Annotated in this window: 13 protein-coding genes and 1 pseudogene; 5 read left to right on the top strand and 9 right to left on the bottom strand. The window is 60.9% G+C overall.

Going from position 1 to position 14,822, the window contains the following annotated elements:
• The first annotated feature begins 137 nt into the window (after positions 1 to 137).
• The 5 genes from ACL0K2_RS13725 (at position 138) to cysC (ending at position 4,417) form a co-directional block, all read left to right on the top strand.
• Positions 138 to 1,478: an arylsulfotransferase family protein gene (locus tag ACL0K2_RS13725; RefSeq protein ID WP_045164319.1), complete on the top strand. Its 1,341-nt coding sequence runs from the start codon at positions 138 to 140 to the stop codon at positions 1,476 to 1,478.
• A 32-nt stretch (positions 1,479 to 1,510) separates the two neighbouring features.
• Entirely contained in the window at positions 1,511 to 1,774 is a 264-nt protein-coding gene (locus ACL0K2_RS13720; RefSeq protein ID WP_239611393.1) for a hypothetical protein, read from the top strand.
• Between the two features lie 80 nt (positions 1,775 to 1,854).
• Complete coding sequence (locus ACL0K2_RS13715; protein WP_045164321.1) at positions 1,855 to 2,571, top strand: hypothetical protein; 717 nt, start codon at positions 1,855 to 1,857, stop codon at positions 2,569 to 2,571.
• Complete coding sequence (locus ACL0K2_RS13710; RefSeq protein WP_413042844.1) at positions 2,568 to 3,725, top strand: sulfotransferase family protein; 1,158 nt, start codon at positions 2,568 to 2,570, stop codon at positions 3,723 to 3,725. Before ACL0K2_RS13715 ends, ACL0K2_RS13710 begins: the two co-directional genes overlap by 4 nt.
• A gap of 23 nt (positions 3,726 to 3,748) precedes the next feature.
• Positions 3,749 to 4,417, top strand: a complete 669-nt coding sequence (cysC, locus tag ACL0K2_RS13705; protein ID WP_413042843.1) for an adenylyl-sulfate kinase — start codon at positions 3,749 to 3,751, stop codon at positions 4,415 to 4,417.
• Positions 4,418 to 4,422: 5 nt separating this feature from the next.
• On the opposite strand, the gene ACL0K2_RS13700 is transcribed toward cysC, so the two are convergent.
• From ACL0K2_RS13700 to atpG, 9 genes and pseudogenes are all read right to left on the bottom strand, one after another.
• On the bottom strand, positions 4,423 to 5,118 hold the full coding sequence (locus ACL0K2_RS13700) for a dihydrofolate reductase family protein (RefSeq protein ID WP_045164323.1): 696 nt from the start codon (positions 5,116 to 5,118) through the stop codon (positions 4,423 to 4,425).
• A gap of 435 nt (positions 5,119 to 5,553) precedes the next feature.
• Entirely contained in the window at positions 5,554 to 7,404 is a 1,851-nt protein-coding gene (gene glmS, locus ACL0K2_RS13695) for a glutamine--fructose-6-phosphate transaminase (isomerizing) (RefSeq protein ID WP_045164324.1), read from the bottom strand.
• Positions 7,405 to 7,406: 2 nt separating this feature from the next.
• A complete protein-coding gene (locus ACL0K2_RS13690; RefSeq protein WP_045164325.1) occupies positions 7,407 to 8,189 on the bottom strand; it encodes a DeoR/GlpR family DNA-binding transcription regulator in 783 nt (260 codons plus the stop codon).
• A 75-nt stretch (positions 8,190 to 8,264) separates the two neighbouring features.
• Positions 8,265 to 9,020 (bottom strand): methyl-accepting chemotaxis protein, encoded by a 756-nt coding sequence (locus ACL0K2_RS13685; protein ID WP_413044471.1) that lies wholly within the window; start codon positions 9,018 to 9,020, stop codon positions 8,265 to 8,267.
• A 102-nt stretch (positions 9,021 to 9,122) separates the two neighbouring features.
• Positions 9,123 to 10,118: pseudogene (locus ACL0K2_RS13680) on the bottom strand (HAMP domain-containing protein); the annotation flags it as partial.
• Positions 10,119 to 10,524: 406 nt separating this feature from the next.
• Positions 10,525 to 11,889: a bifunctional UDP-N-acetylglucosamine diphosphorylase/glucosamine-1-phosphate N-acetyltransferase GlmU gene (gene glmU / locus ACL0K2_RS13675; RefSeq protein WP_045164328.1), complete on the bottom strand. Its 1,365-nt coding sequence runs from the start codon at positions 11,887 to 11,889 to the stop codon at positions 10,525 to 10,527.
• A gap of 125 nt (positions 11,890 to 12,014) precedes the next feature.
• Complete coding sequence (locus ACL0K2_RS13670; protein WP_045164329.1) at positions 12,015 to 12,440, bottom strand: F0F1 ATP synthase subunit epsilon; 426 nt, start codon at positions 12,438 to 12,440, stop codon at positions 12,015 to 12,017.
• 80 nt (positions 12,441 to 12,520) lie between these two features.
• On the bottom strand, positions 12,521 to 13,897 hold the full coding sequence (atpD, locus tag ACL0K2_RS13665; protein ID WP_045164330.1) for a F0F1 ATP synthase subunit beta: 1,377 nt from the start codon (positions 13,895 to 13,897) through the stop codon (positions 12,521 to 12,523).
• A 27-nt stretch (positions 13,898 to 13,924) separates the two neighbouring features.
• On the bottom strand, positions 13,925 to 14,785 hold the full coding sequence (gene atpG / locus ACL0K2_RS13660) for a F0F1 ATP synthase subunit gamma (protein ID WP_045164331.1): 861 nt from the start codon (positions 14,783 to 14,785) through the stop codon (positions 13,925 to 13,927).
• Positions 14,786 to 14,822: the final 37 nt, after the last annotated feature.

Here is a 14,822-nt window from a genome sequence, read left to right as displayed (position 1 = left end):
CTTCCCAACGATCGCTCCCTATGGGCGCAACGGCGAACCTGGTCCGGCTATGCGAGTCTCAACACGCAGCATTCACCGTTTCGTTAGCCAGAAACGGCCAGCAGCCAACTCGATATCGCAGCCCACCAGGGGGGTTCATGGACAAGGCAGATCGTGCCGGTTTCGTTGTATTCATCCTTGCCATTGCCTTCATCGCCTTTGTGGGTGGCGCGTTGGTCACGCTTTCGCAGAGCTTTCCTTATCGCTATCTGAACGACGCTTACAAGGCGGCTCACGCGGCGCTGGCCCAGCTCACCGAAACCGATCTCTACACCGAGACGCATCTATGGCGACAAGCACGGCGCCAGGAGCGGGGCGTAACCATTCATGATGCGCAGGGCGCGTTCGAGGGGCTGACGGTCTACACCTCAGGCGATGGCAGTTACGCCAACCTGATGGATATGCAGGGCAAGGTGATTCACCGCTGGCAGCTGCCCTATCGCGAGATCTGGAAACAGAGCCCGGCCGGCCGCACCCCAAGGCCGGAAGACAGAATTTACTGGGACAAGGTTCGCCTGCTGCCCAACGGCGATTTGCTGGTGGTGATCACCGCCGATAACGACACGCCTTGGGGCTACGGCCTGATCCGCATCGATCGCGACTCCAAGCTGGTCTGGGCTTACCACGGCGCTGCCCATCACGACCTGCACCTGACGCCGGACGGTCGGGTGGTCACCCTCACCCATGACTTCAGCGAGGAAGATATCCCCGGCCTGCAGGGTCTCCAACGCCCTTGGCTGGATGATTTTCTGGTGACCCTGGATCTGGAAAGCGGCAAAGAGTTGAGCAAGGTATCGCTGTCCCAGGCCTTTCTCGAGTCGCGCTTCGCCGAGCCGCTGTACCAGACGCCCAGCTACGCCACCGGCGATCCGCTGCATGCCAACAGCGTGCACTTTCTCGACGACCGGCAAACCGCTGCCTTCGCCCCAGCCAAGGGCCGACCGGGGCAGGTGCTCGTCTCGTTCCGCAACCTCAGCACCATCGCGTTGGTCGACCCACAACAGGGCGTCGCAACCTGGGCCACCACCGGCCCCTGGCTGGTCCAGCACGATGCCCGTGTGCTGCCGAACGGAAATATGACCCTCTTCGACAATGCGGCCAACTATCGGGAGGCGAATATTTCCCGGGTGCTGGAAGTGAACCCGGGCACCCATGAAGTGGTCTGGAGTTACGAAGGAAACGATGAGCAACCCTTTGAAAGTTACGTCCGCAGCTCTGCGGAAACACTGCCCAACGGCAACCGCTTGATCACCGAATCCGATGGCGGGCGCCTGTTTGAGGTCACTCAGGAAGGGAACATCGTCTGGGAGTTCATCAACCCGGTTCGGGGCGGTGATAACGAAGCCTTTATCCCCATCGTCTCATCTGGGCAACGGATCGCTTACGAAACGCTCGACGCGACATTCCGCGCCGTTATCGATCAGTCGCTGAACAGGTGAATGACATGAATTCACGGCACATCCGAAACAGCATGAATTTTCTTATCGTGACGGCCGCCGCGCTGCCGCTGGTTGCTAACGCCTATGTCGGTCCAGGCGCTGGGCTGGGGCTCCTGACGGCGCTGTGGGGTCTGTTGGCGGCAGTCGGAGTCGCGGTCTTCTACGTAGTGATGTGGCCGATCCGCCGCATGCGCCGGCGGCGCAAGGCCGAACAGGCCGCCGCTACGGCGCGCACTGAGGGAGCCGCGCACCCCACCATCGAGCCTGAACGTAGCCGGGATTCCACGCACTCCTGACCCGGCTTGCCGAGCCAGGGCAACGCCTGGAAGGCCGGCCGACATAGCAGCCAAGCGGCTGGTTGATTGGGAGGATTGTCATGGGAATTCTGGATCTGCCCGGACCGCTATTCGCCGCGATTGACAGCCTGATGGCTGCGCTGATGCCCGCTGGTGCACGCTTGGTCATCTGGGCCATCATGGCCGGCGCCGGCACTCTGCTGCTGTATCGGCTGATCTCGCCCCAGGCACGGATCGGGCAGGCCAAGCGAGACGCTCGCGAAGCCCGACGTCGACTGAACGAGTTCGACGGCGAATTCGCCGAGGCCGGTCCCTTGATCCGGGGTCAGTTCAGCGCTGCCTTTCGCCATCTTGGCCTGGTGCTGATCCCTACCCTACTCTCCATGTTGCCGCTACTCGCGCTGCTGACCTGGATCGATCATACCTACAGCTACGATTTTCCGGACCGAGACGATCCCCCGGTGATGATGGTCGAACCCGAACCCGATTTCGCTGAATGGATCGCCGACAGCGACATACCGCTGGTCCGCATCGGCGTTGCCGGCAGCGAACTGGTGGAAATCGCCTTAACCGCACCGATCCCAGTGATCGAGCGGCGCCAGTGGTGGAACTGGCTGGTCGCCAACCCCCTTGGCTATCTGTCCGGCGAAACCGGCCTGGAGCGCGTCAGCATTGACCTGCCACAGCGCGCCTACCTGCCTTTCGGCCCCCCCTGGATGCGCTCCTGGCTGGCCATTCTGCTACCAACCATGGTGCTGGTGTCATTGCTCACCTATCGCTGGGCGCGCGTGGAATGAACGATCTGAACGTCGCCAACATCAAGCACGAGACGCGCGATCCCGGTTTCACGGTACCGACCTGGATGCACCTGCTCAGCGGTTGGATTCATCGCAATCCGCAGCTCTGGATCCGGCTCGGTAATCTGGAGACCAAGGCGGTCGCCGACGCCATCGAGGATGTGCGGGTGGATCGGCCGATCTTTATCGCCGGACTGGCTCGTTCAGGCACCACCGTGTTGCTCGAGCAGCTGGCTACGCACCCGCAGGTGACCAGCCATCGCTATATCGACTATCCGCCGGTACTGACGCCCTATTGGTGGAACCGCTGGCTGGAAATGGTGCCACGTGCGACCGAAGTCGCCAGGGAGCGTGCGCACCAGGACGGCATCAGCATCACCTCGCAGAGTCCGGAAGCCTTCGAGGAGGTTCTCTGGATGGCGTTTTTCCCCGACGCTCACGATCCGGATCACAGCTCGGTCATGGGGGGGCAACACGTCCATCCCGAGTTCGAGCGCTTCTACGCGGAGCACCTGCGCAAGCTGTTGGCCGTGCGTAAACGCCAGCGCTATGTCGCCAAGGGAAACTACAATCTGGTCCGGCTGGGATACCTACATCGTCTCTATCCCGAAGCCCGCTTCGTGCTGGCGATCCGCGATCCGATCTGGCACATCGCTTCGCTGATCAAGCAGCACCGCCTGTTCGTCACCGGCGAGAACGCAGAGCCCAGAGCCCTGGAACACATGCGTAGGGTCGGCCACTATGAATTCGGGCTCGACCGGCGGGCGATCAATACCGGCGACACCGCCCTGACCCGCAAGATCACCGAGCTCTGGGCATCGGGACGCGAAGTGGAAGGCTGGGCGCACTACTGGGCAGCCATCTACAGCTACGTGGCCGATGTGTTGGCGAACGACGAGGCGTTACACCAAGCTTGCCTGATGGTGCGCTACGAAGCCTTGTGCAGTGACCCGAGGACCACGCTGGCACGGGTTTTCGAACACAGTGACCTGCCCGTTACAGGTGACTGGTTGGACACCGCCGCAGCAGGACTGCACGCCCCCGGCTATTACCGTCCGACGTTCAGCGACGAGGAGCTGGCGCTCATCCAGACCATCACCGGTCCGGTCGCAGCCCGCTTCGGCTACGGCGAAGACGCAGTTTCCAGAAGATGACTCAGCCCATTGAAGAGGTCCCCATGGCACATACCGGCGCCCCGCTGCACCAGGCCGAGCCGCCTGGCATCGAGGAAATCCCGCGGGTTGGCGCGAAGCCGGAAGCGCATCTTTATCGGCATGCGATGACGGTGGACAAGGCCGCACGAGCCGCAATCAACGGTCAGAAGCCGTGTGTCCTGTGGTTCACCGGATTGTCGGGAGCGGGCAAATCGACAGTGGCGGACTTGGTCGAACAGCAGCTGCACGCTCTGGGCAAACGCACCATGATTTTGGATGGTGACAACGTGCGCCATGGGCTCAACCGCGATCTCGGCTTCAGCGACGCCGATCGAATCGAAAACATTCGCCGAGTGGGAGAAGTCGCACGGCTGATGGTGGATGCCGGGCTGATCGTGCTGGTCAGCTTCATCTCGCCGTTCCGCAGTGAACGGCAGATGGTGCGCACGTTGATGGAGCCGAGCGAATTTCTCGAGATTTTCGTCGACGCCTCGCTCGAAATCTGCGAAGCGCGCGATCCCAAGGGCCTGTACCGCAAGGCGAGGGCCGGCCAGTTGCCTAACTTCACCGGCATCGACAGCCGTTACGAGCCGCCGAGCGCGCCCGAGTTGCGCCTGCCAGCGGGCGAAGCGTCACCCGAGGTGCTCGCCGAACAGGTCATGGCGCTGCTACGCGCGCGCGCCATGCTCTGAACGAATTAGCCCTTCGGCGACTCCGTCTCGTATGCGTCAGTTTCTTCGCCAGCGATCTTTTCGCGTCGAGCCAATTCAGCGGCCGAGGGCGTATCTGCCTCGGTGGCGCCCAGCGCTAGCGGGCCGGCTGGTCGATAGGTACTGATGAGGACGCCCTTCGGCGTGCTGTGCGTGTCGACAAGGGTAAGGCTGCGCGGCGGCACACCCTGTTCGAATAGCCGTTTTCCTCCGCCGAGCATCAGCGGGAAGATCCAGAGGCGGTATTCATCGATGAGCTCGGCGGCGATCAACGATTGCAGCAGTTCACCGCTACCCCAGATATGTACCTCAGGCCCTTCCGTTGCTTTCAGCCGGCGGATCCCAGCCATGACATCGCAGTTTATGACCAGCGAATTGTTCCACTCGAGTTTTTCCAGGCTGCAGGTGGCGACGTATTTGATGGCCTTGTTGAAGGCCGTCGCGATGTAATTGTCGCCAGCGTACGGCCAATATGCTGCAAAGATTTCATAGGTGCGCCGCCCCAGGAGCATGTCGAACTCACCGGACAGAATCTCGCCGATCGCCTGGCCCAGGGCGTCGTCCCAGAACGGCATGACCCAGCCGCCGTGCAGAAACCCGTACCTCGGATCTTCCTCCGGCCCGCCAGGGGCCTGCATGATGCCGTCGAGAGTGACATGGGTGATGGCAATGATCTTTCTCATCAGCTTTCTCCAGTTCCCGTGGTTGCGTTATCCAGAGAACGAACGACGGGTGTCCTCGGTTTTTTGCTTCCGTTTCAGGTGGCGGGATATTCGTGTGCAAGCGTGCGTGGAGCCCGCCGACGATCCTCAACGACTTTCCCGGTCACTGAATCATCGAATGAGGGCGGCTGAAATCGACACCGCGATGAGCTAGGGCGCAGCATTGCGCACGCCGGAACCATTCCTTCAGCGAATATTCGATCTGCATGACAACGATGGAGAGTTCGCCGTCGCGGACCGCTTGATGATCATCGCCGAGGCACTACGCGCCGTTGGGGGTGAGACACGCCGCCCCTAGCGTCAGCATCCGTCTGGCAGAACGGAATGCCGCTGGCCGCCCCGAGCGAGCGTATCCCAGGAGGAGAGGATGAGGGAGCTCGCTCGGAACGGCGCCGCTTATTCCACCGTTACGCTCTTGGCCAGGTTGCGGGGCTGATCGACATCGGTGCCGCGCAGTACCGCGACGTAATAGGACAACAGCTGCAACGGCAGGGTATAGAGAATCGGCGCCAGTACGTCGTGTATGTGCGGCATGCTGACAATGAAGGTGCCCTCGCCGTTTTCGATGCCCGCTTCCCGGTCAGCAAAAACGATCAGCTCGCCGCCGCGCGCGCGCACTTCCTGCAGATTGGATTTGAGTTTTTCCAGCAGCTCGTTGTTCGGCGCCACGGTGACCACCGGCATATCGGCGTCTACCAGCGCCAGCGGGCCATGCTTGAGTTCGCCGGCCGGATAGGCCTCGGCATGGATATAGGAGATTTCCTTGAGCTTGAGCGCCCCCTCCATCGCCACCGGGTATTGCGCACCGCGTCCGAGAAATAACGTGTGGTGCTTCTCGGCAAAGTGTTCGGAAATCTTTTCCACGGTGGTGTCCATGGCGAGCGCCTCGCCCAGACGCGTCGGCAGACGGCGCAGCTCATCGATCAATTCCGCCTCCAGCGCCGGTGCCAGGGTGCCGCGTACCTGGCCCAATGACAGGGTCAGCAGCAGCAGGCCGACCAACTGGGTGGTGAACGCCTTGGTGGACGCCACGCCGATTTCCGGCCCGGCCTGGGTCAGCAGGGTGAGATCGGATTCGCGCACCAGCGAACTGATACCGACGTTGCAGATCGCCAGGCTGGCGAGGTAACGGCCCTCCTCGGCCGTACGCGCCTTGGCGTTGCGCAGCGCCGCGAGGGAGTCGGCTGTCTCACCGGACTGGGAGATGGTCACGAACAGCGTGTCGGGCTGAACCACCACTTTGCGGTAGCGAAACTCGCTGGCCACTTCGACCTGGCAGGGGATGCCGGCCAGCTCTTCCAGCCAGTAACGTGCAACCATGCCGGCATGGTAGCTGGTGCCGCAAGCGACGATCTGCACGTTGCGCACCTTGGCGAACAGCTCGGCGGCCTGCGGACCGAAGGCCTGCACCAGCACCTGATGATCGCCCAGCCGGCCTTCGAGCGTGCGTTGCACGACCTTGGGCTGTTCGTGGATCTCCTTGAGCATGAAGTGACGGTACTCGCCCTTGTCCGCCGCTTCGGCGCCCTCGTGGTACTGCACGCTTTCGCGTTCAACGGGCTGACCTCCGACGTCCCAGATATGCACGCTGTCGCGACGGATTTCGGCGATGTCGCCTTCTTCCAAATACATGAAACGGTCAGTCACCTGACGCAAGGCCAGCTGATCAGAGGCAAGGAAGTTCTCGCCCATGCCCAAGCCGATCACCAGCGGACTGCCACTGCGGGCCGCCAGCAGGCGGTCGGGCTGCTTGGCGCTGACCACGGCCAGGCCATAGGCACCATGCAGCTCCTTGACCGCCGCCTTGAGCGCGACCGTCAGATCGCCGAACTCATCGAGCTTGTGGCGCAGCAGATGCACGATGACTTCGGTATCGGTATCGGAAACGAACACATAACCCAACGCCCTCAGTTGGTGGCGCAGGGCTTCGTGGTTTTCGATGATCCCGTTGTGCACCACCGCCAGGTCTTCGCCAGAGAAATGCGGATGTGCATTACGCTCACAGGGCGCCCCGTGGGTGGCCCAACGGGTGTGTGCAATACCCAGCCGACCGGCGAGCGGCGCCTGTTGTTGCGCCAGCTCAAGCTCGGCAACCTTGCCGGAGCGGCGCAGGCGATTCAGCTGACCGCTGGCATCCAGCACGGCAACGCCAGCGCTGTCATAACCTCGATACTCGAGGCGCTTGAGGCCTTCGAGCAGAATTGCAGTGATGTTGCGTTCAGCGACCGCGCCGACGATGCCACACATGATCAGGTCTCCTGAGAAGGTTCGATGGCCGCGCAGATCAGCTTGATGCCGCGGGCCTGAATACTGGATCGCGCCTCGGCAGTGAGGCGTTCGTCCGTGATGAGGGTGTGGATGTCGCCCCAGGGCAACTCCAGATTGGGTATGCGCCGGCCGATCTTGTCGGATTCGGCGAGCACTATGACTTCGCGAGCCACCTCCGACATGACCCGCGAAAGGCCGAGCAATTCATTGAAGGTGGTCGTGCCGCGCTGCAGATCGATGCCGTCCGCGCCGATGAACAACTGATCGAAATCGTAGGAGCGCAGTACCTGTTCCGCCACTTGCCCCTGGAACGACTCGGAGTGCGGATCCCAGGTACCGCCGGTCATCAGCAGCGTGGGCTCGTGTTCCAGCTCACGCAGGGCGTTGGCAACGCCCAGCGAATTGGTCATGACTAGCAGGCCGTGCTTGTGACCCAGCGCGGGGATCATTGCCGCGGTGGTGGTGCCGCTGTCGATGATGATGCGAGCATGCTCGCGAATGCAGTTAACGGCCGCTCGGGCAATGGCCTGTTTCCAGGGCGAAACAGGCTGTGTGGTGTCGCCGATCAGTTCCTGCGGCAAGGGCACCGCACCGCCGTAACGACGCAGCAGCAGACCATTCTTCTCGAGCGCCGCGAGGTCCTTGCGGATGGTGACCTCGGACGTTTCGAAACGCTTGGACAGCTCATCGACGCTCACCTCACCCTGATCGCTGAGCAAGGCCAGGATGGCGTGACGTCGTTGCGGGGTGTTGCGTTTCGACATGCTTAAGTTTCGATTCGAAAGAATATTTCTCGAATCAAAACCTACTCCGCCAAATACGTCAACTCCCGTTTGGCATCAGACGCGAAAATAGCCCATCAGGCTCTGTTGATGATTGGCCAACTGATTGAGCGCCTGGCTGACCCGTGCCGATTCGTCGGCCTGCCCGGACAGCGATTCAGTCACGTCGCGGATACCTGCCACGTTGCGGTTGATCTCTTCGGCCACCGCGCTCTGCTCTTCGGCCGCGCTGGCGATTTGCAAATTCATGTCGGAAATCACCGCTACCGCATCACCGATCTTGCGCAGCGCCGCAACCGCATGGCTCACCTGATCGACACTGCCCTGAGCCTGGCTCCGGCTGCTCTGCATCGCCGTCACCACATCTCGAGTGCCATTCTGCAGCCGCTCGATGACCTGGCGAATCTCTTCGATGGATTTCTGAGTACGCTGCGCCAGGCTGCGCACCTCATCGGCCACCACAGCGAAACCGCGCCCGGCTTCACCCGCTCGCGCCGCCTCGATCGCCGCGTTGAGCGCCAGCAGGTTGGTTTGCTCGGCAATAGCGCGGATCACCTCGAGCACCGAGCCAATCTGGTCGCTGCTGGCCGCCAGGCTTTCGACTTGACTCATCGCATGGTTGAGTTCGTCAGCGAGGCTGCCGATGCTGTGCGTGGTGTGATCTATCACGCTCAGCCCCTCGAGGGTGGCCTGATCCGCGTCGCGGGCTGCTTCGGCCGCTTGAGCGGCGTTGCGTGCGACATCCTGGGCGGTGGCGCTCATCTCCTGCGATGCGGTTGCGACCTGATCAACTTCGCGGAACTGCTGCTGCATACCCGCACTGGTCTGGCTGGCAATGGCTGCCGATTGATCGGCACTGCTGCGTGCATCCTGAACCGAGCGCTGCACGTCGGCGATGGTCGGCTGTAACTTGTCGAGGAATCGGTTGAACCAACCGGCCAGGGCGCCCAGTTCATCGTCTCGCGTGTAGGTCAGGCGGCGGGTGAGATCACCTTCGCCACTGGCGATGTCCTTGAGCATTGCTGCGACCCCTTCGATAGGCCGGGTGACCCCTCGAGCGGTCAACCACATCAACGCCAGACCCAACAGGACCGCACCGAGCCCGATGGCCAGGGCGATCGCACTGTCCTGCCGGCTTTGGGCTTGCAGTGTCTGCTCAAGACGCAACGCCGGGCCGAGCAGCACCGACTTCGGTACTTCCAGCAGAATTGCCCAGGGCTTGAGTTCAGCAATCGGTTGTACAGGTTGCAGTACACGAAGCATGTCGTCGTTCTCAAGCATCGCCTTCTGGCCTGCATCGACCGCTCGGGCGATGGCCTCGCTATCAGCGCCAAATGCGGCACTCAACGGCTGACCCAGCAAGCTGGTATCTCGACTGTGTCCGCCGAGAAGCTTGGCCGGGCTGATCACGCTCAGCTGGCCTTCACCCTGATACAGCTCCTGATGAGCCTGTTGGCTGAGCTGCTGCAGGGAAGCCAGGCTGATATCGACGCCAACAACGCCAATGACCTTTCCATTTTCGATCAACGGAAAGGCGACACTGGTCATCAGCAGTGGCTGACCTTCCACCTCATCGAAATACGGATCGAGCAAGCAGACCCGGGCGCTGTCGCGCGGACAGCTGTACCAGGCGTTGTAAGGGGCACCACTGATGCCCGGCGTAGTATCGGCGAGGAGTTCCTCGCTCATGGTTTCAGCGGTGAGCTGTCCCGGCGTACGTTGCGACCAGTACAACGAGAAGCGGCCGCTGTCGTTACCACCCATCTCCTGGTTACCGATGAACATGCCATCCTTGTCATCCAGCGCATCGGTTTCGAACACCACGTAGAGACCGATCAGATCCGGATTGGCTCGGAGCGCACTCTCGATCTGATGATGCAAGTCCTCCCGAAGTTCGAAGGCGTTCGACATTCGCTCGATGGATTGTTCACGCAGCGACAGCACTTGGCGAACGAAACCCTTGCCGTACTGATAGGCATCGTTGAACTGGCGTTCCATACGCAGCGCCTGCGACAGGCCCCGCGCTTGCAAGTTATTGCGCGCCGCCTCTTCGAGCATGGCGCTGCTCGATGCATTGACCAGAGCCACGGCCTGGCGCGATTGATAGAGCGATGCGCCGACCAGCAAGCCGACGATTAGCAGGAGGCAGAGACCAGCCAGCAGGGTGAGCTTCCACTGGATGGACAAGCGAGTGAGGGAGGGCATGACCGCGTCCTATGTTGTTATGCCCCGTTAGATCGGCCAGATATACGATCTCTTGAGTATCGCTATTCAAAAACCTCGGTAGCACACCGAGGTCCTCTGCCATCGCGATAACTTATTTGCGAGTCTTCTGTGGGCGCTCCCAGCCTTGGATCAATGCCTGCCGTGCCCGCCCCAGCGCCAGCGTGCCGGCCGGCACATCGGCCGTGATAACCGAACCGGCGCCGGTGGTAGCACCATCGCCAAGGGTAACCGGAGCGACCAGCGAGCTGTTGGAGCCGATGAAAACGTCCTCGCCCAACACCGTTTGGGACTTGTTGGCGCCATCATAGTTGCAAGTGATGGTGCCGGCCCCGATGTTGGTTCGCGCACCGATTTCCGCGTCGCCCAGGTACGCCAGGTGGCCAGCTTTGGCGCCATCGCCCAAGCGTGAGTTCTTGACCTCGACGAAATTGCCGACGTGCGCCCGGTCGCCCAGCACTGCGCCGGGACGCAAACGTGCAAATGGTCCGCAATCAGCGCCTTCGCCCAGCTCGGCACCGTCCAGATGGCTGTTGGCCTTGACCACCGCGCCACGGCGAAGCGTGCTGTTGCGAATCACGCAATTGGGGCCGATCTCGACGTCATCCTCAATAACTACCTGACCTTCAAGAATCACGTTCACGTCGATCAGCACATCGCGACCGACCGTAACCTCTCCGCGCAGGTCGAAACGGGCCGGGTCACGCAAGGTCACGCCTTGAGCCATCAGACGGCGCGCAGCGCGTTGTTGATAATGCCGCTCGAGCTCGGCCAGCTGCATGCGATCGTTGGCACCCTGCACCTCCATTGCATGCTGCGGCTGCTCGGTCGCAACCACCAGACCATCGGCCACTGCCATGGCGATCACATCGGTCAGGTAGTATTCGCCCTGCGCATTGCTGTTCGAAAGCCTACCCAGCCAATCGCCAAGGCGCTCACCTGGGACGGCCAAAATCCCGGTGTTCCCTTCCGCTATAAGCTTCTGCTCGGCCGAGGCATCTTTGTGCTCGACGATCGCTTGAACCACGCCCTGCTCGTCGCGCAGGATCCGCCCGTAACCGGTCGGATCGTCCAGACTCACCGTTAGCAGCGCCAATTGTTGCGGACCGACCTTTTGCAGAAGTCGCTCCAGCGTCGCGACCTCAATCAATGGCACGTCGCCATACAGAATCAGCACCCGCTCGGCCGTCAGCGCCGGGAGCGCCTGGGCGACCGCATGCCCGGTCCCCAACTGCTCGGCTTGCACCACGAAGCTCAGGTCATCCGCAGCGAGCCGTTCACGAACCTGTTCGGCACCATGGCCGATCACCACATGGATGGCCTTCGGTTTGAGCCCGCGAGCGGTTTCTATCACATGACCGAGCATGGATTGTCCAGCGACCGGGTGAAGTACCTTGGGCAGAGCGGAACGCATACGTGTTCCTTGACCGGCAGCGAGAATGACGATATCGAGAGACATGGCAGATCCTGAGCAAATCATGGGGCGGCTCGTACCGCCTAGACGACGTTTTTTGCCGAGCCTGGACAATAAAAAAGGGTAGCCAAGGCTACCCTTTTAATTACCTGCGATGAAGAAGCCGAGGGTTAGCCGCCGAACTTCTTACGCATCTGCTGAATCGTCCGCAGTTGCGCCGCGGCCTCGGCCAGACGCGCCGCCGCGGAACCGTAATCGAACTCCGCACCCTTCTGGTTGAGGGCTTTTTCGGCTGCCTTGAGCGCTTCCTGAGCAGACGCTTCGTCGAGATCACTGGCACGCTGCACGGTGTCGGCAAGCACCTTGATCATGTTGGGTTGAACTTCCAGATATCCGCCGGAGATGTAGAACACCTCACTTTCGCCACCTTGCTTGGTCAGGCGAATCGGACCTGGCTTCAGATCGGTAATCAACGGCGCGTGGCCCGGAGCAATACCAATGTCGCCGAGGTTGCCATGGGCAATCACCATCTCGACCAGACCGGAAAAGATCTCGCCTTCAGCGCTGACGATATCGCAATGGACTGTCATAGCCATATCTAGCCTCACGTATCAAACGGCGAGGTTGGCTACCGCCAGCCGCGCCGCCTGGTGAGCGCCCGTCGCCGGGCGCAGGATTACAGTTTCTTGGCTTTTTCGATGGCTTCTTCGATGCCACCAACCATGTAGAACGCTTGTTCCGGCAGGTGATCGTAGTCGCCGCTGAGGATGCCTTTGAAGCCTGCGATGGTGTCTTTCAGCGAAACGTACTTTCCTGGGGAGCCCGTGAAAACTTCTGCCACGAAGAACGGCTGCGACAGGAAACGCTGAATCTTACGTGCGCGAGATACCAGCTGCTTGTCGGATTCGGACAGTTCATCCATACCCAGAATGGCGATGATGTCCTTCAGCTCTTTATAGCGCTGCAGAACATACTGAACGCCACGAGCAGTCTCGTAGTGCTCATTGCCAATCACGTTCGGGTCGAGCTGACGCGAAGTCGAGTCAAGTGGATCCACGGCCGGGTAGATACCCAGCGAAGCGATGTCACGCGACAATACGACGGTGGCGTCCAAGTGGGCGAAGGTGGTCGCCGGGCTCGGGTCGGTCAAGTCGTCCGCAGGTACGTATACGGCCTGAATCGAAGTGATCGAGCCACTCTTGGTCGAGGTGATACGTTCCTGCAGAACGCCCATCTCTTCGGCCAGGGTCGGCTGATAACCTACCGCCGACGGCATACGGCCGAGCAGTGCGGATACCTCGGTACCGGCCAGGGTGTAGCGGTAAATGTTGTCGACGAACAGTAGAACGTCGTTACCTTCGTCACGGAACTTCTCTGCCATGGTCAGGCCGGTCAGGGCTACGCGCAGACGGTTTCCCGGCGGCTCGTTCATCTGGCCATAAACCAGTGCCACTTTGTCCAGAACGTTGGAATCCTTCATCTCGTGGTAGAAGTCGTTACCCTCACGAGTACGCTCACCCACACCGGCGAACACGGAATAACCGCTGTGCTCGATGGCGATGTTACGGATCAGTTCCATCATGTTTACGGTCTTGCCCACACCGGCACCACCGAACAGGCCGACTTTACCGCCCTTGGCGAACGGGCAGATCAGGTCGATAACCTTGATGCCGGTTTCCAGCAGATCGTTGCCGCCCGCTTGTTCAGCGAAGGAAGGCGCAGGGCGGTGAATGCCCCAGCGCTCTTCTTCGCCGATCGGGCCGGCTTCGTCGATCGGGTTGCCCAGCACGTCCATGATCCGGCCCAGGGTCGCTTTACCGACCGGTACAGAGATGGCTGCGCCCGTGTTGTTGACGTCCAGACCGCGCTTGAGACCTTCGGTCGAGCCCATCGCAATGGTACGCACCACGCCGTCACCCAGCTGCTGCTGGACTTCCAGAGTGGTTTCGACGCTTTGTACTTTCAAGGCGTCGTAGATATTCGGGACCTGATCACGTGGGAATTCCACGTCGATCACGGCGCCGATGATTTGAACGATACGTCCGCTACTCATAGCTGGTTCCTCTGAATATTTGAACCGTTAAACCGCGGCAGCGCCGCCGACGATTTCCGAGATCTCTTGGGTGATCGCGGCCTGACGAGCCTTGTTGTAGATCAGCTGGAGATCGCTGATCAAATCACCGGCGTTGTCAGTTGCGTTCTTCATCGCGATCATCCGGGCGGCCTGTTCAGCCGCGCCGTTCTCGACCACCGCCTGGTACACCTGCGACTCCACGTAGCGCACCATCAAACCGTCGAGCAGTTCCTTGGCGTCGGGTTCGTACAGATAGTCCCAGTGATGCTTGAGTTGCTGATCCGGATCGGCCACCAGAGGAACCAACTGCTCCACTGTCGGCTGTTGCGTCATGGTATTGATAAATTTGTTCGAGACCACCGACAGACGATCGATACGACCATCGAGGTAAGCGTCCAACATGACCTTGACGCTACCGATCAAATCATTGATCGACGGCTCCTCGCCCAGGTGGCTGATTGCCGCTACGACATTGCCACCGAAGTTGCGAAAAAACGCAGCGCCCTTGCTGCCAATGACGCAGAGATCAATCTCCACGCCTTGCTCGCGGTTCGCTGCCATATCCTTGACCAGCGCCTTGAACAGGTTGGTGTTCAAGCCACCACACAGCCCCCGGTCACTGCTCACCACGACATAACCGACGCGCTTGATTTCACGCTCGACCATGAAAGGATGGCGATACTCCGGGTTGGCGTTGGCCAGATGACCAATCACCTGGCGGATACGCTCCGCATAAGGACGGCTGGCAGACATGCGCATTTGAGCCTTGCGCATCTTGCTGACAGCTACCTTTTCCATGGCGCTGGTAATCTTTTGCGTGCTTTTGATGCTCGCAATCTTGCTGCGAATCTCTTTTGCGCCTGCCATTTGACACCTATCGGGTTAGCAGGCGGAGGCCTTGCGA

This window comes from Pseudomonas sp. YJ42, from assembly GCF_047225135.1.
In the GTDB taxonomy this organism is placed as follows: Bacteria; Pseudomonadota; Gammaproteobacteria; order Pseudomonadales; family Pseudomonadaceae; genus Stutzerimonas; species Stutzerimonas stutzeri_E.
This window is presented reverse-complemented; position numbering and strand designations above follow the sequence as displayed.

Bases quoted from the DNA above. Each gene is read 5' to 3' on its own strand.
- ACL0K2_RS13670 (WP_045164329.1), bottom strand. From the start codon at position 12,440: ATGGCTATGACAGTCCATTGCGATATCGTCAGCGCTGAAGGCGAGATC.
- atpG (WP_045164331.1), bottom strand. From the start codon at position 14,785: ATGGCAGGCGCAAAAGAGATTCGCAGCAAGATTGCGAGCATCAAAAGC.
- atpD (WP_045164330.1), bottom strand. From the start codon at position 13,897: ATGAGTAGCGGACGTATCGTTCAAATCATCGGCGCCGTGATCGACGTG.
- ACL0K2_RS13690 (WP_045164325.1), bottom strand. From the start codon at position 8,189: ATGTCGAAACGCAACACCCCGCAACGACGTCACGCCATCCTGGCCTTG.
- ACL0K2_RS13720 (WP_239611393.1), top strand. From the start codon at position 1,511: ATGAATTTTCTTATCGTGACGGCCGCCGCGCTGCCGCTGGTTGCTAAC.
- ACL0K2_RS13725 (WP_045164319.1), top strand. From the start codon at position 138: ATGGACAAGGCAGATCGTGCCGGTTTCGTTGTATTCATCCTTGCCATT.
- ACL0K2_RS13685 (WP_413044471.1), bottom strand. From the start codon at position 9,020: ATGCAGCAGCAGTTCCGCGAAGTTGATCAGGTCGCAACCGCATCGCAG.
- glmU (WP_045164328.1), bottom strand. From the start codon at position 11,889: ATGTCTCTCGATATCGTCATTCTCGCTGCCGGTCAAGGAACACGTATG.
- ACL0K2_RS13700 (WP_045164323.1), bottom strand. From the start codon at position 5,118: ATGAGAAAGATCATTGCCATCACCCATGTCACTCTCGACGGCATCATG.
- ACL0K2_RS13710 (WP_413042844.1), top strand. From the start codon at position 2,568: ATGAACGATCTGAACGTCGCCAACATCAAGCACGAGACGCGCGATCCC.
- glmS (WP_045164324.1), bottom strand. From the start codon at position 7,404: ATGTGTGGCATCGTCGGCGCGGTCGCTGAACGCAACATCACTGCAATT.
- ACL0K2_RS13715 (WP_045164321.1), top strand. From the start codon at position 1,855: ATGGGAATTCTGGATCTGCCCGGACCGCTATTCGCCGCGATTGACAGC.
- cysC (WP_413042843.1), top strand. From the start codon at position 3,749: ATGGCACATACCGGCGCCCCGCTGCACCAGGCCGAGCCGCCTGGCATC.